This window comes from Arthrobacter sp. SDR-2R (assembly GCF_057747955.1).
In genome coordinates this window covers 3,375,877-3,391,680 of the sequence record NZ_CM173231.1, presented here as the reverse complement: position 1 = coordinate 3,391,680, position 15,804 = coordinate 3,375,877, and the positions used below count along the sequence as shown (strand labels likewise).

The 15,804-nt window shown below is 66.4% G+C and carries 16 protein-coding genes and 1 tRNA gene; 11 read left to right on the top strand and 6 right to left on the bottom strand.

Features of this window, described 5'->3' with window-relative positions; translation table 11 throughout:
- Positions 1-61 precede the first annotated feature (61 nt).
- From AC3ANU_RS15680 to AC3ANU_RS15670, 3 genes are all read left to right on the top strand, one after another.
- Entirely contained in the window at positions 62-1,258 is a 1,197-nt protein-coding gene (locus AC3ANU_RS15680; RefSeq protein WP_018771648.1) for a glycosyltransferase, read from the top strand.
- A gap of 74 nt (positions 1,259-1,332) precedes the next feature.
- Positions 1,333-1,406: transfer RNA gene (locus tag AC3ANU_RS15675), tRNA-Ile, on the top strand.
- Positions 1,407-1,550: 144 nt separating this feature from the next.
- A complete protein-coding gene (locus tag AC3ANU_RS15670) occupies positions 1,551-2,741 on the top strand; it encodes an acyl-CoA dehydrogenase family protein (protein ID WP_488314832.1) in 1,191 nt (396 codons plus the stop codon).
- 137 nt (positions 2,742-2,878) lie between these two features.
- Here AC3ANU_RS15670 and AC3ANU_RS15665 read toward each other — a convergent pair whose 3' ends face one another.
- Positions 2,879-3,490: a M23 family metallopeptidase gene (locus AC3ANU_RS15665; protein ID WP_018771650.1), complete on the bottom strand. Its 612-nt coding sequence runs from the start codon at positions 3,488-3,490 to the stop codon at positions 2,879-2,881.
- Between the two features lie 458 nt (positions 3,491-3,948).
- On the opposite strand from AC3ANU_RS15665, the gene rpsB reads away from it, so the two are divergent.
- The 6 genes from rpsB (at position 3,949) to AC3ANU_RS15635 (ending at position 8,954) form a co-directional block, all read left to right on the top strand.
- Positions 3,949-4,806 (top strand): 30S ribosomal protein S2, encoded by an 858-nt coding sequence (gene rpsB, locus AC3ANU_RS15660; protein WP_018771651.1) that lies wholly within the window; start codon positions 3,949-3,951, stop codon positions 4,804-4,806.
- A gap of 128 nt (positions 4,807-4,934) precedes the next feature.
- Positions 4,935-5,771 (top strand): translation elongation factor Ts, encoded by an 837-nt coding sequence (tsf, locus tag AC3ANU_RS15655; protein WP_018771652.1) that lies wholly within the window; start codon positions 4,935-4,937, stop codon positions 5,769-5,771.
- Positions 5,772-5,905: 134 nt separating this feature from the next.
- Positions 5,906-6,643: a UMP kinase gene (gene pyrH, locus AC3ANU_RS15650; protein ID WP_018771653.1), complete on the top strand. Its 738-nt coding sequence runs from the start codon at positions 5,906-5,908 to the stop codon at positions 6,641-6,643.
- A 129-nt stretch (positions 6,644-6,772) separates the two neighbouring features.
- Positions 6,773-7,330 carry a ribosome recycling factor gene (gene frr, locus AC3ANU_RS15645; RefSeq protein WP_018771654.1) on the top strand — a complete coding sequence of 186 codons (558 nt, stop codon included), beginning with the start codon at positions 6,773-6,775 and terminating at the stop codon, positions 7,328-7,330.
- A complete protein-coding gene (locus AC3ANU_RS15640) occupies positions 7,330-8,250 on the top strand; it encodes a phosphatidate cytidylyltransferase (RefSeq protein ID WP_018771655.1) in 921 nt (306 codons plus the stop codon). The genes frr and AC3ANU_RS15640 overlap by 1 nt, the downstream gene beginning before the upstream one ends.
- Positions 8,251-8,369: 119 nt before the next feature.
- On the top strand, positions 8,370-8,954 hold the full coding sequence (locus tag AC3ANU_RS15635) for a DivIVA domain-containing protein (protein WP_488314831.1): 585 nt from the start codon (positions 8,370-8,372) through the stop codon (positions 8,952-8,954).
- Between the two features lie 20 nt (positions 8,955-8,974).
- Here AC3ANU_RS15635 and AC3ANU_RS15630 read toward each other — a convergent pair whose 3' ends face one another.
- From AC3ANU_RS15630 to AC3ANU_RS15610, 5 genes are read right to left on the bottom strand one after another with little or no spacing between them, the layout of a single operon-like run.
- The gene (locus tag AC3ANU_RS15630) at positions 8,975-9,667 is read right to left on the bottom strand and encodes a hypothetical protein (RefSeq protein ID WP_488314830.1); all 693 of its coding nucleotides are present in this window, start codon (positions 9,665-9,667) and stop codon (positions 8,975-8,977) included.
- A gap of 4 nt (positions 9,668-9,671) precedes the next feature.
- Entirely contained in the window at positions 9,672-11,135 is a 1,464-nt protein-coding gene (locus tag AC3ANU_RS15625; protein ID WP_377204789.1) for a sodium/solute symporter, read from the bottom strand.
- Positions 11,136-11,187: 52 nt separating this feature from the next.
- Positions 11,188-11,559 carry a DUF485 domain-containing protein gene (locus AC3ANU_RS15620; protein ID WP_018771659.1) on the bottom strand — a complete coding sequence of 124 codons (372 nt, stop codon included), beginning with the start codon at positions 11,557-11,559 and terminating at the stop codon, positions 11,188-11,190.
- Positions 11,556-12,272, bottom strand: coding sequence for a LytR/AlgR family response regulator transcription factor (locus tag AC3ANU_RS15615; RefSeq protein WP_018771660.1), 717 nt, complete (start codon positions 12,270-12,272; stop codon positions 11,556-11,558). The genes AC3ANU_RS15620 and AC3ANU_RS15615 overlap by 4 nt, the downstream gene beginning before the upstream one ends.
- 33 nt (positions 12,273-12,305) lie before the next feature.
- The gene (locus tag AC3ANU_RS15610) at positions 12,306-13,487 is read right to left on the bottom strand and encodes a sensor histidine kinase (protein ID WP_056390028.1); all 1,182 of its coding nucleotides are present in this window, start codon (positions 13,485-13,487) and stop codon (positions 12,306-12,308) included.
- A gap of 232 nt (positions 13,488-13,719) precedes the next feature.
- On the opposite strand from AC3ANU_RS15610, the gene AC3ANU_RS15605 reads away from it, so the two are divergent.
- Positions 13,720-14,100, top strand: coding sequence for a DUF485 domain-containing protein (locus AC3ANU_RS15605; protein ID WP_018771662.1), 381 nt, complete (start codon positions 13,720-13,722; stop codon positions 14,098-14,100).
- Positions 14,097-15,713 carry a solute symporter family protein gene (locus AC3ANU_RS15600; RefSeq protein ID WP_018771663.1) on the top strand — a complete coding sequence of 539 codons (1,617 nt, stop codon included), beginning with the start codon at positions 14,097-14,099 and terminating at the stop codon, positions 15,711-15,713. Before AC3ANU_RS15605 ends, AC3ANU_RS15600 begins: the two co-directional genes overlap by 4 nt.
- The last annotated feature ends 91 nt before the right edge of the window (positions 15,714-15,804 follow it).

Genomic DNA, 15,804 nt, shown 5'->3' with positions numbered 1-15,804 from the left:
GCCGGCCAACCGTGCTGTCAGTTCCACGCTGCCCGCACCGTGACCATCAGGAGTACTCCATATGACCACGCCAGCCGACCAGCGCCCCCTGACCATCCTGATCGCGGCGGACACCTATCCGCCGGACGTGAACGGCGCGGCACAGTTTGGATACCGGCTGGCCAAGGGCATGACTGCACGGGGACACGACGTCCATGTCCTGGCGTCCCGCGACAGCAAGGGAAAGAGCTTCACCGAGTTCCGCGAGGAAGCAACCGTGCACCGGCTGCGCTCGCACAGGGCTTTCACCCACGAGACCTTCCGCCTCTGCTTCCCCTGGGAAATCAAGAAGGACATCAGCCTGCTCTTCGACCGGGTCAAGCCGGACGTGGTGCACATCCAGAGCCACTACATGATCGGCGAGCACGTGCTCTATGAGGCCGTGAAACGCGGCGTCAGGATCATCGCCACCAACCACTTCATGCCCGAAAACCTCAACCCCTTCCTGCCCTTCCCGCAGTGGTTCAAGGACATCATCGGGCGCGTCTCCTGGAAGGACATGGGCAAGGTCATGGGACAGGCAGACGTGGTGACCACCCCCACGCCCCTGGCCGCCCGGGCCATGCACGACCACGCCTTCCTGCGGAAAGTCCTCCCGCTGTCCAACGGCATCGACTCCGCAGCCTACGAACTCAAGCCGGGCGAACACATCGAGCCCCATGCCAACCCCACCGTCCTGTTTGCCGGACGCCTGGCGGAGGAAAAGCATGTGGACGTGCTCATCGAGGCCATCGGCAAGACCCCGCCGGAGCTGAACGTCCATCTGGAGATCGTGGGCGGCGGCGAAGTGCGCTCCGCCCTCGAGGACCTGGTGCGGCGTCTGGGGCTGGGAAACCGGGTGAAGTTCCTGGGCCTTGCCAGCGACGAGGACCTGCGTAAGGCCTACATCCGGGCGGACCTGTTCTGCATGCCCGGAACGGCGGAATTGCAGTCGCTGGTGACCCTGGAAGCGATGTCCGCCTCCACCCCGGTGGTCCTTGCGAACGCCATGGCGCTGCCGCACCTGGTGCGTGACGGCGAGAACGGGTATCTGTTCACGCCCAACGACAGTGACGACCTCGCCAAGAAGATCACCCAGGTCCTGGAGCTGCCCAAGGAAGAACAGCGCGCCATGGGCCGTGCCAGCCGCCACATGGTGGAGCCGCACAGTATCCAGACGACGCTGCAGACCTTCGAGGACCTCTACCGCGGCGCCACCTACGAGGACAAAGTGGTCTGAACCCTTTCCCGGGTTTGCTAGAGTGTTTCTGCCCTGCCGGAGCGTGGCGTTTGACCACGTGTCTGCGGGGGTTTGGGGCTATAGCTCAGCTGGTTAGAGCGCGGGACTCATAATCCTAAGGTCCTCGGTTCAAGTCCGAGTAGCCCTACCGCCAATCGACAACCGCGGCCGACTATCTTCGTTGGCCGCGGTTTTCTTGGTTAACCCCGCATCCTGCGGTATGTTACTGACCAGTAACATACCGTGCTCCGCTCCGCGGCATGGTCAGCGCTGATCACCAAAGAAGGTACCCATGGCCACCTCCGCAGCCGATCCCCACGAACTTCCCTACGCCGACGGGGATTTCTTTGCCTTCGAACAGCTTCTCTCCGGCAAGGAACAGGACCGCCTCGCCGAGGTCCGCGACTTCCTGGCACGTGAGGTCAGGCCCATCGCGGTGGACTGCTGGAACCGCGGTGAGTTCCCCGCGGACCTGGTGCCTAAGCTTGCCGGCCTGGACCTGGTCAGCCCCGTCCGCCGGCAGGGGTACTCCAACCTCTTCGCCGGCATGCTGCACGCCGAGGTCACCCGTGCCGACGCCTCCATCGCCACATTCCTGGGCGTGCACGACGGGCTGTTCACCGGTTCCATCGAGCTGCTGGCGTCCCAGGAGCAGAAGGACGCGTGGCTTCCCGACATCTACTCGCTGAAGAAGATCGGTGCCTTCGGCCTGACCGAGCCGCTGGGCGGCAGCGATGTTGCTGGCGGAACGCGCACCACGGCGCGGAAAGACGGAGGCAACTGGATCCTCAACGGGGCAAAACGGTGGATCGGCAACGCCACCTTTTCCGACTGGGTGGTGGTGTACGCCCGGGACGTGGCGGACAACCAGGTCAAGGGCTTCATGGTGGACACCACGCTTGACGGGTTCAGCGCGACGAAGATCGAGAACAAGATCTCCCTGCGCACCGTCCAAAACGCCGACATTGTCCTGGCGGACGTGGTGGTCCCGGAACGCTTCAAACTGGCCAACGCCAACAGTTTCCGGGACGTCAACAAAGTACTCAAGGCCACCCGCCTGTCCGTCGCCTGGCAGGCCGTTGGTCTCCAGCTGGCCGCGTTCGACGTTGCCCGCCGGTATGCCGTGGAGCGCCACCAGTTCGGCCGCCCCCTGGCTTCCTTCCAGCTCATCCAGGACCAGCTGGTCCGGATCCTGGGCAACACCGTCAGTTCGACGGGGATGATGGTCCGGTTGTCACAGCTGGAGGACGAGGGCGCGGCGAGGGACGAACAGTCGGCGCTGGCCAAGGCTTTCGCCACGGCGCGCATGCGGGACAGCGTGGCGCTGGGCCGCAGCATCCTTGGCGGCAACGGAATCGTGACCGACTTCGAGATGGCCAAGATCTTCGCCGACGCCGAGGCCATCTACTCCTACGAGGGCACAGCCGAGATCAACACGCTGGTCACCGGGCGGGCCATCACGGGCATCTCGGCCATCGTCTAGCCGGCATGCCCAAGGTGCCACCCCACCGCCTGGCCGCCACCGACCCGCCGCTCCCGACCGGCCCGCCGCTCCCGACCGGCCCGCCGCTCCCGACCGGCCCTCAGGCACTGTCCGGCTGGCACCGACCGGACTGCAGGTCACGGCGGGCCTGGCAGCGGAAGCAGGATGGACGGGCGAAGGTCCAGGACGAACTGCAGCGGATTGACGTAGTCCTCTCCGTCCCGGACTCCCCAGTGAAGGCACTGCGCCGCCGGGCAGTGTCCCGGCAGCACGGCCCCCACCACCTGGCCCGCAGTTACGGTGGCCCCGACTGCCAGGGTGCTCTCCACGGGTTCGAAACTGCTCCGCAGTCCACCGCCATGGTCGATGGTGATCACGGGCCGGTCCACCACGACCCCCACGAAGCCCACCGTTCCCGCCGCGGGGGACGTGACGGGAGCCCCGGCCACGGCGAAACCCAGGTCAACGCCCCGGTGGCCGCTGAGCCAGGGCTTTGGCGGGGGATTGAAACCGCGCAGCACAGGCGGGCGCGGTGCCAGCGGCCACTGCCAGGAAGGTGCTGCACCCGCCGCGGCAGCCGCCGTCGTTCTGTCCCTGTGGATGGTTGCCGCGCGGGTGGATGCCTGGAGTGTGGATGCCTGGAGTGTGGCTGCCTGGAGTGTGCCAGCGCCGGACGGCAGGGCCGGGCCGGGCGAGGCCACGGACGCAGGCAACAGCAGGAGTGCGGCCAGGAGCACCGGTGGTTTCATGGGACCAGCCTGCCCGGCCGCGCGTGGTACCGGCAGGGCATTTTCCGCCTATGTGGACAACCACCTGGCGGCGTGCGCCGGCAGCGCCGGGTGTCCGGTGGAAGGGGACGCCTGTAGTACACTTGATGGAGCAGTTTGCTGCGCCCTCAACGCTTCCCGTCCCAGTGGTTTACCCCCGCGGTACATGCCCCTGTCCGGATTGCGTCGGCACATCTCATTCAGAAGTGTGGGGGAGCGGCGGCTGACTACGCGCATCCAGCCCTCCGGCTGCCGACGCCCCGGTGTCGTGCACGGAGGACTGCGCTTCCTGCGGTCAGGCTTTGGTCCTGATGGGAAGGGCGGTGGATGCCAGGAGCACGGCCCGCCCGGGCCACGCTAATCAACCGTCAACTATTGGCAGGGTAAGAAGCCTCCGGGTTTTCTCATGAATGACCTGCCGGAAAATAAGGAGCGTCGGAATGCCCGTCGTAACCATGCGCCAGCTGCTTGACAGCGGCGTCCACTTTGGACACCAGACCCGCCGTTGGAACCCGAAGATGAAGCGCTTCATCTTCACCGAGCGCAACGGCATCTACATCATCGACCTTCAGCAGTCGCTGTCCTACATCGACCGTGCCTACGAGTTCGTCAAGGCCACTGTTGCCCACGGCGGCACCGTGCTCTTCGTCGGCACCAAGAAGCAGGCCCAGGAAGCAATTGCCGAGCAGGCCACCCGCGTGGGCCAGCCCTACGTCAACCAGCGTTGGCTCGGCGGTATGCTGACCAACTTCCAGACCGTCGCCAAGCGCATCCAGCGCATGAAGGAACTCGAAGAGATCGACTTCGACGACGTCGCCGGCTCCGCGTACACCAAGAAGGAGCTGCTGCTCCTCAAGCGCGAGCTCACCAAGCTGGAGTCCAACCTGGGCGGTATCCGCAACCTGACCAAGGCTCCGTCCCTGCTCTGGGTCGTGGACACCAAGAAGGAACACCTCGCCGTTGACGAGGCCAAGAAGCTGAACATCCCGGTTGTGGCCATCCTGGACACCAACTGCGATCCGGACGAAGTCGACTTCCCGATCCCGGGCAACGACGACGCCATCCGCTCCGTGAACCTCCTGACCCGCGTTGTCGCCGACGCCGTTGCCGAGGGCCTGATCGCCCGCAACAACCGCGGCACGGGCGCCACCGAAGCTCCGGAAGAGCCGCTGGCTGAGTGGGAGCGCGAGCTCCTCGAAGGCAGCAAGGCCGAGGAAGCTGCTGCAGCCCCCGCTGCTCCGGCTGAAGAAGCCGAAGCTCCGGCCGCCGCCGAGGCTCCCGCCGAAGACGCCAAGTAACACAACTTAAATCCGGATTTTCCGCGCTGTCCGCAGCCGGAACTGCTGACAGGATGGCAGCCCACCTTGTGGGCCGCCGTCCTGTCGGTCCGTACACCACCACACATTTTCTAGACAGAGGGGTTCACATGGCGAACTACACTGCCGCGGACATCAAGGCCCTGCGCGAGCGCACCGGCGCCGGCATGATGGACGTCAAGAAGGCTCTTGACGAAGCGAACGGTGACGCCGAGAAGGCCATCGAGATCATCCGCATCAAGGGCCTCAAGGGCGCTACCAAGCGCGAAGGCCGCTCCACCGCTGAAGGCCTCGTGGCCGCCAAGGTCAGCAATGGCGTCGGCGTCATGATCGAGGTCAACTGCGAGACCGACTTCGTTGCCAAGGCTGACAAGTTCATCCAGCTGGCCGACAAGGTCCTGGCCGTCGCCGTCGAGTCCGGCGCCGCCGACCTCGAAACCCTGCTGGCCACCGAGGTCGACGGCAAGCCGCTGTCCGAGGTCGTCATCGAAGAGGGCGCAGTCCTGGGCGAGAAGGTTGTTGTCCGCCGCATCTCCCGCATCGAGGGTGCAACGGTTGACGCTTACCTGCACAAGACCTCCAAGGACCTCCCGGCCCAGGTTGGCGTCCTGTTCGCTGTCGACGGTGAAGGCGAAGCCGCCGCCACCGCCGCCCACGACGTCGCCGTGCACATCGCCGCCATGGCTCCGAACTACCTCACCCGTGAGGACGTTCCTGCCGAACTCGTTGAGTCCGAGCGCCGCATTGCCGAGGAGACCGCCAAGGCCGAAGGCAAGCCCGAAGCTGCCCTCACCAAGATTGTGGAAGGCCGCGTGACGGGCTTCTACAAGGGCGAGGTCCTGGTTGACCAGGCATTCGCGAAGGACGCAAAGAAGTCCGTGGCACAGATCCTCGAAGAGGCCGGTGTCAAGGGAACCGCGTTCACGCGTTTCCGCGTCGGCTCCTAGTCGATTCCGCAAGGGGGTGGCCACTTCGGTGGCCGCCCCTTTTGCATGCGCGCAGTCCACATGGAGCGCGGCCGGTTCCGACCACAGGATCCGGCAGGATACCCTTTTTTCAGAGTCATCAACGGGAAGGCATCATGGAAGCCGTCAACACTGTCATCCATTCCGAGAAGAACAAGCGGCGGGTCCTCCTGAAGCTTTCCGGCGAGGTCTTCGGCGGCGGGAAACTCGGTGTCGACCCCGAGACCGTCCGCGACGTCGCCAAGCAGATTGCGGCGGCCGTCCCGCAGGTGGAAGTGGCCATCGTGGTGGGCGGCGGTAACTTCTTCCGCGGCGCCGAACTGTCCCAGAGCGGCATGGACCGATCCCGCGCCGACTACATGGGCATGCTGGGCACGGTCATGAATTGCCTTGCACTGCAGGATTTCCTGGAGCAGGCGGGCGTGGAAACCCGCGTCCAGAGTGCCATCACCATGGGCCAGGTGGCCGAGGCCTACATTCCGCGCCGTGCCATCCGCCACATGGAGAAGGGCCGCGTGGTCATCTTCGGCGCCGGCGCCGGCCTGCCCTACTTCTCCACCGACACCGTGGCAGCCCAGCGGGCCCTGGAGGTGCATGCCGACGTGGTCCTCATGGCCAAGAGCGGGGTGGACGCCGTGTACACCGCAGACCCCAAGAAGGACCCCACCGCGGAACGCCTGGAGACCCTGAGCTACGACGATGCGCTGCGCCGCGACATCCGCGTCATGGACCAGACGGCCATGACCATGTGCAAGGACAACAACCTCTCCATGGTGGTCTTCGGCATGGAGGGTGAAGGCAACGTCACCCGCGCCATCCTCGGCGAAAAGCTGGGCACGCTGGTCACTGCCTAGCTCCGGCTAGGATGATTCCAGGACAGTTCCGTCCCCGCCCCTCCCGGCGGGGACGGAAACGGCAACAAAGAACCACGTGAGTGCAGGGAACCGGCGCCCCGGACTGCACCAGAACCGTCAGGAGAGACCGTGATCGAAGATACCTTGCTTGAGGCCGAAGAGAAGATGGACAAGGCGGTTGAGGTAGCCAAGGAAGACTTCGCCTCCATTCGTACCGGTCGCGCCAATCCCGGCCTCTACAACAAGGTCCTGGTGGACTACTACGGCTCTCCCACCCCGCTGCAGCAGCTGGCCTCCTTCGCCATCCCGGACGCCCGGACCATCCTGATCACCCCGTTCGACAAGTCCGCCATGCGCGACATCGAACGCGCACTGAGCGATTCCGAGGTCGGCGCCAACCCGTCCAACGACGGCAACGTCATCCGGATCACCATCCCGGAGCTGACCAAGGAACGCCGCAAGGAATACGTCAAGATCGTCAAGACCAAGGGCGAAGACGCCAAGATCTCCATCCGCAACATCCGCCGCAAGGCAAAGGAGACCCTTGACCGCCTGGTGAAGGACGGCGAGGCCGGCGAAGACGAAGGCACCCGCGCCGAAAAGGAACTGGACAGCCTCACCAAGGCACACGTGGACGGCATCGACGAGCTGCTCAAGCGCAAGGAAGCAGAGCTGCTCGAAGTCTGATGGGCCAGGCAGATCAGGCCCCCGCACCCAGGGCGCGCACACGGGGGAAGCAGCCCAGGAGCAACCCGACGCCAAAGGCCGGGCGGAACCTGCCCGCCGCCGTCGTGGTGGGCCTGGCGATGCTGCTTGCCGTCCTGGGCGGCCTGCTGTTCATCCCGCTGGCTTTCGTAGCCATCGTCGCGGCCTTCGCCGTTTTTGGCGTGTGGGAGATCTACCGGGCGTTGGAGCACAACGGGACCAGGATGCCCATCGTGCCGGTCATGACCGGCACGGTGGCCTTGCCTTTCGCCGCCTACTTCGGCGGCATCGAGAGTCAACTGTTTGCCCTGCTCCTCAGCGCCGTGGCAGTCCTGCTGTGGCGGTCGATCGAAAGCGCCGCCGGATCGGCCAACAGCATTTTCGCCGGTGTCTTCACGCTGGGCTGGGTACCGTTCTTCATCAGCTTCGCGGCACTGCCGCTGCATGCGGCCGGTACCACGCCGCTGGGGCTTTGGCCCGGCGGCGCCGCCCCCATCGGTGCGTGGGAGATTGCCGTCATGCTGCTGCTGGTGGTCTCCAACGACACGTTCGGCTACCTCGTGGGCGCGTCCATCGGCAAGCACCCCATGGCGCCGAAGATCAGCCCCAAGAAATCCTGGGAGGGATTCGCAGGGTCCGCGGCGGGCGCCATGCTGATCGGCGTGCTGGCTGCCATCTTCGTGCTGGACAAGCCCTGGTGGGTAGGAGTGGTGCTGGCGGTGGGAACCGTTGCCGCGGCCACAGCCGGTGACCTTGGCGAATCCATGGTCAAGCGTGAACTGGGCGTCAAGGACATGAGCAGCATCCTGCCCGGACACGGGGGTGTCATGGACCGGCTGGACTCCATCGTCTTCGCCTCGCCCGTGGCCTTCATCCTGTACGGGCTCGTGGCCGGCGCATAACCCATCAGTCCCGGCACAACCGGGCGTCCGACATAAAAAGGGCCCGGGCGGCTGAAGCAACCCCGGCATCCTAGACTGGTGCGGAAGCACTACGGCTGAAGAGCATTGAAGGAATCGAAGTGGCATTGGACATTCATCGGCAAATCCCTGCGTCCTTTGAGCGCGTGCAGCGCAGTGAGTACGGGTACAACGCCAAGCAGGTGGACGAGTTCCTGCAGCGGGCGCGGGTCTCGCTGGAAACACCCCATGCCGCCACCGACCCCGTCAACAGCGCCGATGTCAGGGCCGTGTCCTTCGACCCCGTCAAGGGCGGCTACTCCGCGGCCGTCGTGGACGCCGCACTGGACCGGCTGGAGGACGCCTTCGCCCGCCGGGAACGGGATGAGCTCATCGCGGCCCAGGGCGAGGAAGCCTGGCTGCGCGAGATCGGAAGCCTCTCCGGCATCCTCCGGGGACGGCTGCACCGGCCGGACGGTGACCGCTTCCGCCGGCCCACCAAGAAGAAGGCCCGCAGTTACAACACGGCCGACGTCGACCGGCTGTGCCACGAACTTGTCGCCTACCTCGAACAGGACACGCCGTTGAGCGTGGACAGCGTGCGCCGCGCAGTCTTCCGCCCGGCGGTTGGCCAGGATGGCTACGAGGAATCCCAGGTGGATGCCTTCCTGGACCGCGTCGTCGAACTGATGGCTGCCATCGACTGACGGGCCACGCCCCGCAGCCGCTATTCCCGGTCCCGCGGCGGAGTGGGGGAGAGCGGCGCAAAACGACGCCATACATCGCGATAGCCCCTGTACCCCTTCACGGCGGCCACGCCGAGGAACCCTGCACCGCATGCGGCGCCCGCCACAATGGCTGCCGCCATACCCGCTCCGGCCAGAGTCACCAGCAGGCCCGAAAGGATGGCAATCAAGGCGGCGTTCGCCGTCGCCATGAAGATCATGCTGCTGCCCGCCACATGGCTGAAGTTGCCCCTGCCCCCAAAGAAGTAGTAAGTCTGCCGGGAGCCTGCCTCGTCGTCGTGGTGCGCAGCCATCAGGTACGGTGCCACTCCCGGATCAAGGTCCACGTAGGCAGCCCGCAACCTGTTCATGGCCGTGACGTACATGAGGTCCTCGTGCGCCACGTTCATGACCCGGAGCTGGGTCAGGAGCCCGATCGCCACGTCGATGAAGAGAATAACCACGGCCAGCAGGACAAAGGCATCCGAAAACCCTGTGGCCTGCCCCACCAGCGCCACGCTGACCAGGCTTGCCGACGTAAAGGTGAGGAACATGCTGATGCGGGTCAGTACCTCGCCTTGGGCCGTGCTGCGGGATGCCAGCAGGCCCCAGTGTTCCGTGGCGAGCAGCTGCGCACGCACGGAGGCTGGAACTGCACCATGCTGGTCGGACGCACCGCCGTCCTGGGTGGACATGGCGTTATTGTCCTCCCGGCCCCCGTTCGGTGGCCAGCGGCCGCTCCGGGGTATGGAGGCGGGTCATGATCCGCGGCATCGTGGCGGGAACCCGGTGGGAGGTGGCCCGGGACACGATGACCATGACGGCGAAGGCGGCAGGCACGCTCCACGCCGCAGGCTGCGCGAGCCACGCGGGTGTCTGCACCGAACCGGTCACGGAGCCCGCAATCATTGCCCCGCCGCACAGCACCCCGCCGGTCAGCATGCCGGCGATGGCCCCGGCGTCGGTCAGGCCGCGCCACCAGATGCCCAGCAGCAGGACCGGGCACACAGTGGAGGCGGTGAAGGCGAAGACCAGGCCCACGCTGCCGGCCAGTGCCAGGGATCCCGTCATGAAGGCAAAGCCAAGGGGGACGACGGCGGACACGACGGCGGCGAGGCGGAAACCGCGGACGCTGCCGCCCAGGACGTCCTGGCTGATGACGCCGGCAAGCGACACCACCAGGCCCGACGTGGTGGACAGGAACGCGGCGAAGGCGCCCGCCACCACCAGGGCAGAGAGCAGGTCCCCGGGCATCCCGCCGACGAGTTCACCCGGCAGCCGCAGGACCATGGCGTCCGGCTGTCCGGAACGGGCCAGGCCGGGTGCGTACATGCGGGCCACCAGGCCGTAGGCCGTGGGGAAGAGGTAGAACACGGACAGCAGGCCCAGGACGATCAGGGTGGTGCGCCGCGCCGAGTGCCCGTCCGGATTGGTGTAGAAACGCACCAGCACGTGCGGCAGCCCCAGGGTGCCGAACAGCAGGGCCACCAGCAGGGACACGTTCTGGTACAGCCCGGCGGGTGCCAGGTCCGTGGGGTTGACCGCCGGCGCGGACTGCGGCTGGGCCCCGTGGCCCGCCAGCACGAAGATGATGAACAGGATGGGCACGGCCAGGGCGGTCAGCTTGAGCCAGTACTGGAACGCCTGGACAAAGGTTATGGACCGCATTCCGCCCGCCACCACCGTCAGGCAAACCACCACCACGACGGCCACGGAACCCACCCAGGACGGCAGGCCCGTGGCGATGTGGATGGTCAGGGCCGCTCCGTGGAGCTGCGGGACGATATACAGCCACCCCACCACGACCACCACCAGGCTGGTAACCCTCCGCACCGTCCTGGAAGAGAGCCGTGATTCGGTAAAGTCCGGGATGGTGTAGGCGCCCGAACGCCGCAGCGGCGCGGCGACGAAGAGCAGCAGCATCAGGTAGCCGGCGGTGTATCCCACCGGGAACCAAAGCGCGTCGGTCCCGGACAGCAGGATGAGCCCGGCCACGCCCAGGAAGCTGGCGGCGGACAGGTACTCGCCGCCGATCGCCGACGCGTTCCACCACGGCCGCACGGTGCGCGAGGCAACGTAGAAGTCCCCCGTGGTGCGTGAGATCCGCAGCCCGTAGAAACCAATAATGGCCGTGGCAAGGGACACCACCGCCACGGCTGCCATGGCGACGCCGGCATTCACCCGTACCTCACCGGGTTGTGGTGCGAACGCGTGTTCATGGTTCGCCGGCCAGGTCCCGGTAGCGGGCCTCGTTGCGCGCCGCAGTCCTGACGTACAGCCAGGCGCTCAACCCGATCACCGGGTAGATCCCAACCCCCAGCAGGAGCCAGCCGAACGGGAGGCCGCCGATCCGGGTTTCGGCCAGGCCGGGAACCACCACAAGGATCAACGGGAAAGCGGCAAGGATCAGCAGGAAGCCGCCCGCCACCACCAGGGCAAGCCGCAGCTGGGACCTGATGAGGGAGCGGACGAACACCTGACCCACCTCGGAATCCTGTGCGGCTTCACGCGATTCGAGCGAACGCCGCCCGCCCTGCGCCGGGGACCGGGGGAAAGCGTGCGGTGCGGTGACCCGGACGCGGCTCATGCGTGCGGCCTGATCCTGGTGGCCTCCAGCCTTTCCCTCACGGTGGGCAGGTGCCGCCTGCTGATGGGGAGGCCCGCGCCCGCCACCGTGACGCGCGGCCCGTCGGCCGCCAGCTTCATTGAGGACACATGCTTCAGTGCCACCAGGTAGGAGCGGTGGGTGCGGATGAAGCCGGCGTCCGCCCATTGCTGTTCAAGGTCGGCCAGCGGCACCCGGATGAGGTAGCTGGCATCGGCGGTGTGCAGCCGCGCGTAGTCCCCCTGCGCCTGGACGTAGGTGACGTCGTCGCGGCGGATCATCCTGGTGGTCCCGCCCTGGTCAACCGTGATCATCTCCGGTGCCGCGCCGCCGTCGCGCAGTTCACTGATCCGCCCCACGGAGCGGGCCAGGCGCTCGGCACGCACCGGCTTGAGCAGGTAGTCCACGGCGGCGAGTTCGAACGCCGCCAGGGCGTGCTCCTCGTCGGCGGTGACAAAGACAACGGCCGGGGGATTGCTGCTCCGGGCGATGGCGCCGGCGATGTCCAGGCCGGACACGGCGGGCATATGGATGTCCAGGAAGACGGCGTCGATGCTCCCGGCGGACAGGGCCGTGAGTGCTTCAGCGCCGGACGTCGCCCGCAGCACCTTGCCGATGCGTTCGTCCCTGCCCAGCAGGAACGCCAGTTCCTCAACGGCGGGCAGCTCATCATCAACGACGAGGACGTTAATCATTCTCCTAGGGTACTTCCAGCTGCAGCGGCCGCCTCACGCATCGTGCCCGGGCTGGGACTTTGGCACCCGCATGGTGATCAGCGTTCCCTCACCGGGCGCGGTTTCCACCACCAGTCCATGGTCGTTGCCGTACACCTGCCGGAGGCGGGCATCGACGTTCCGCAGCCCCACGTGGTCCCCGTCCGCATGCCCCGCCAGCACCGACCGGAGCTGCTCCGGGTCCATTCCCACGCCATCGTCCTCAATGGTGACTTCCGCGAATGCGCCGGCGTCCTCGGCGGTGATGCTGATATGACCGGGCCCCGCCTTGGCCTCGAGCCCGTGCCGGACGGCGTTCTCGACCAGTGGTTGGAGGCTGAGGAAGGGGATGACGGTGCTGAGCACTTCGGGGGCGATGCGCAGGCTGACCTGCACGCGCTCACCAAACCGGGCCCGTTCCAGCAGCAGGTAGCGGTCGATGCAGCGAAGCTCCTCTGCGAGGGTGGTGAAGTCGCCGTGCCGGCGGAAGGAGTAGCGGGTGAAGTCCGCGAACTCCACCACCAGCTCCCTGGCCCGTTCAGGGTCCGTATTGATGAACGATGCGATGGCGTTCAGTGAGTTGTAGATGAAGTGCGGGCTGATCTGGGCACGCAGCGCCCGCACTTCCGCCTCCATCAGCAGGGTGCGGGACGCGTCCAATTCCGCGAGCTCCACCTGCACCGCCACCCAGTCGGCCACTTCCCCCGTCGCCCTGACCAGGCCCGCCCCGGCGGAAGGAGCGAAGGCGGCCACGGCGCCGACTATACGGGTGCCGGCCCGCACCGGGGCGACGACGCCGGCAAGGCGGCCGCCGGTTCCGTCCACGCCTGCGGAGAGGACAGCGGTCCGGCCCGACGAAAGGACCCCTGCGGCGAGTTCCATCAGGTGCGGCCGGATGTCCTCGGCGCCGCCGTCCCAGGCCAGCACGCCGGACGTGTCCGTGATCGCCAGGGCGTCGCAGCCCAGGAGGGTGCGCAGCTGGCGGCTGGCTTTGGCAGCGCCGGCCGGGTTCAGGCCGCGGCGCAGGTGCTGCCCGGCCTGGGATGCCGCGTGGAGCGTGTGGTAGGTGGCGCGCTCGGCGTCAGTGCCAAGGTCCCTGAAGGAGCGGAGCACCTTCAGGCCCACGCCGACGACGACGGCAATGGCCATGGCGATCACCGCAACGGCCGCAGCGGTGAGGAGGGGGGAGTCCGGCATGGTGCCCAGCGTAGCGGCGGGTGCCGTTTGCCGCAGCATCGCAACCGTTGAGCGACCGTGGGCGGCGAAGTTCTGGAACGGGCAGGCCGGCAGCGGCAGAGTGATTGGTGTCACATCTGCGGTGTTCCTGTGCAGTGCCTCTGCGCAGTGTCCCTGTCCGAAGCCCCAGTCCGGGGCCTTCGTCCCAGGGCCTGCCGCCCGGTGTGTACCGGCAACTCAATGAGGAGGAATCATGGGTAATGATGCCCATACTCCGGACGCAGCGGCGTCCGTGGACTTCGAGCAGGTCCAGTCGACCGGGCAGTTCCAGGAATTGCGCAAGCGTCACCGCAGCTTTGTCTTCCCCATGGCAGTGGCCTTCCTGCTGTGGTACTTCGCCTATGTCCTGCTCGCCGACTACGCGGTGGGGTTCATGTCCACCAAGGTCTGGGGCAACATCAACGTGGGCCTGATCCTGGGCCTGCTCCAGTTCATCTCGACCTTTGCCATCACCGGCTGGTACGTCCACTACTCGAACCGGAAACTGGACCCCATCGCCTCGGAAATCAGGCATGAGATCGAAGGCCACGAATTCGATAAGAATGGAAACCGAGTGGGCGGAGCCAACAAATGATCGCAATCCCAGCCGCGGTGGACGTTGCCGCCCTCAAGGAAACCACCCTTTTGAACATGGGCATCTTCGGCCTGTTCGTGGCCGTGACCATGGTGATCGTGTTCCGCGCCAGCCGCAACAACAAAACTGCCGCCGACTACTACGCTGCCGGGCGTTCGTTCACGGGCTCGCAGAACGGCACCGCCATCGCCGGCGACTACCTGTCGGCAGCATCCTTCCTGGGCATCACCGGTGCCATCGCCATCAACGGCTATGACGGCTTCATGTACTCCATCGGCTTCCTGGTGGCCTGGCTGGTGGCGCTGCTGCTGGTGGCCGAACTGCTGCGCAACACCGGCAAGTTCACCATGGCCGATGTGCTCTCCTTCCGGCTGAAGCAGCGCCCGGTGCGGATCGCGGCCGCCATCTCCACCCTGGCCGTCTGCTTCTTCTACCTGCTGGCCCAGATGGCCGGTGCGGGAAGCCTGATTTCGCTCCTGCTGGGCATCAGCGACTGGGGTGGCCAGGCCCTGGTGATCGTCGTCGTCGGCGCCCTCATGATCATGTACGTCCTGATCGGCGGCATGAAGGGCACCACCTGGGTCCAGATCATCAAAGCCATGCTGCTGATCGCAGGCGCCGCAGTCATGACCCTGTGGGTCCTGGCCATTTACGGCTTCAACCTTTCCGCCCTGCTGGGCGGCGCGGTGGAGACGGCCAACAACCCGGCCGTGCTCAACCCGGGCCTGCAGTACGGCAAGACCGAGACCTCCAAGCTGGACTTCATGTCCCTGGGCCTGGCGCTGGTCCTGGGCACGGCAGCCCTGCCGCACGTCCTGATGCGCTTCTACACGGTGCCCACGGCCAAGGAAGCGCGCAAGTCCGTGGTCTGGTCCATCTGGCTGATCGGCCTGTTCTACCTGTTCACCCTGGTGCTGGGCTACGGTGCTGCGGCCCTGGTGGGTCCGGACACCATCAAGGGCGCCCCGGGCGGCGTCAACGCTGCCGCCCCGCTGCTGGCCTTCCACCTGGGCGGGCCGCTGCTGCTCGGCTTCATCTCCGCTGTCGCCTTCGCCACCATCCTGGCGGTGGTGGCAGGCCTGACCATCACGGCTGCCGCATCCTTCGCGCATGACATCTACGCCAACGTCATCGCCAAGGGCAAGGCCGACGCGGCGACTGAAGTCCGGGTGGCCCGGCGCACCGTGGTGGTAATCGGCATCCTGGCCATCCTGGGCGGTATCTTCGCCAACGGCCAGAACGTTGCCTTCCTGGTGGCGCTGGCCTTCGCCGTCGCCGCTTCAGCCAACCTGCCCACCATCATCTACTCGCTGTTCTGGCGGAAGTTCACCACCCAGGGTGCCGTGTGGAGCATGTACGGCGGCCTGGCCGCGGCGATCCTGCTCATCGTGTTCTCCCCGGTGGTTTCCGGTGCGAAGACCTCAATGATCCCCGGGGCCAACTTCGCCCTCTTCCCGCTCAGCAACCCGGGCATTGTGTCCATTCCGCTGGCCTTCTTCCTGGGCTGGCTGGGCACCACCCTGGACAAGAGGACGGAAGACCCCGCGAAGCAGGCGGAAATGGAAGTCCGCTCGCTCACGGGCATCGGAGCCGAAAAGGCCGTGGACCACTGACAGCCGGACCACTGACAGCGGGACCACTGATCAATGGACCACTAACTGGCTGGCCACTGGTGGATATGCCGGCAGCGTCGGCATGACAGCG

What these genes read in the sequence shown, in the direction of transcription:
- AC3ANU_RS15680 (WP_018771648.1), top strand. Translation starts at nt 62, where the DNA reads ATGACCACGCCAGCCGACCAGCGCCCCCTGACCATCCTGATCGCGGCG.
- AC3ANU_RS15670 (WP_488314832.1), top strand. Translation starts at nt 1,551, where the DNA reads ATGGCCACCTCCGCAGCCGATCCCCACGAACTTCCCTACGCCGACGGG.
- AC3ANU_RS15665 (WP_018771650.1), bottom strand. Translation starts at nt 3,490, where the DNA reads ATGAAACCACCGGTGCTCCTGGCCGCACTCCTGCTGTTGCCTGCGTCC.
- rpsB (WP_018771651.1), top strand. Translation starts at nt 3,949, where the DNA reads ATGCCCGTCGTAACCATGCGCCAGCTGCTTGACAGCGGCGTCCACTTT.
- tsf (WP_018771652.1), top strand. Translation starts at nt 4,935, where the DNA reads ATGGCGAACTACACTGCCGCGGACATCAAGGCCCTGCGCGAGCGCACC.
- pyrH (WP_018771653.1), top strand. Translation starts at nt 5,906, where the DNA reads ATGGAAGCCGTCAACACTGTCATCCATTCCGAGAAGAACAAGCGGCGG.
- AC3ANU_RS15640 (WP_018771655.1), top strand. Translation starts at nt 7,330, where the DNA reads ATGGGCCAGGCAGATCAGGCCCCCGCACCCAGGGCGCGCACACGGGGG.
- AC3ANU_RS15630 (WP_488314830.1), bottom strand. Translation starts at nt 9,667, where the DNA reads ATGTCCACCCAGGACGGCGGTGCGTCCGACCAGCATGGTGCAGTTCCA.
- AC3ANU_RS15625 (WP_377204789.1), bottom strand. Translation starts at nt 11,135, where the DNA reads ATGGCAGCCGTGGCGGTGGTGTCCCTTGCCACGGCCATTATTGGTTTC.
- AC3ANU_RS15620 (WP_018771659.1), bottom strand. Translation starts at nt 11,559, where the DNA reads ATGAGCCGCGTCCGGGTCACCGCACCGCACGCTTTCCCCCGGTCCCCG.
- AC3ANU_RS15615 (WP_018771660.1), bottom strand. Translation starts at nt 12,272, where the DNA reads ATGATTAACGTCCTCGTCGTTGATGATGAGCTGCCCGCCGTTGAGGAA.
- AC3ANU_RS15610 (WP_056390028.1), bottom strand. Translation starts at nt 13,487, where the DNA reads ATGCCGGACTCCCCCCTCCTCACCGCTGCGGCCGTTGCGGTGATCGCC.
- AC3ANU_RS15605 (WP_018771662.1), top strand. Translation starts at nt 13,720, where the DNA reads ATGGGTAATGATGCCCATACTCCGGACGCAGCGGCGTCCGTGGACTTC.
- AC3ANU_RS15600 (WP_018771663.1), top strand. Translation starts at nt 14,097, where the DNA reads ATGATCGCAATCCCAGCCGCGGTGGACGTTGCCGCCCTCAAGGAAACC.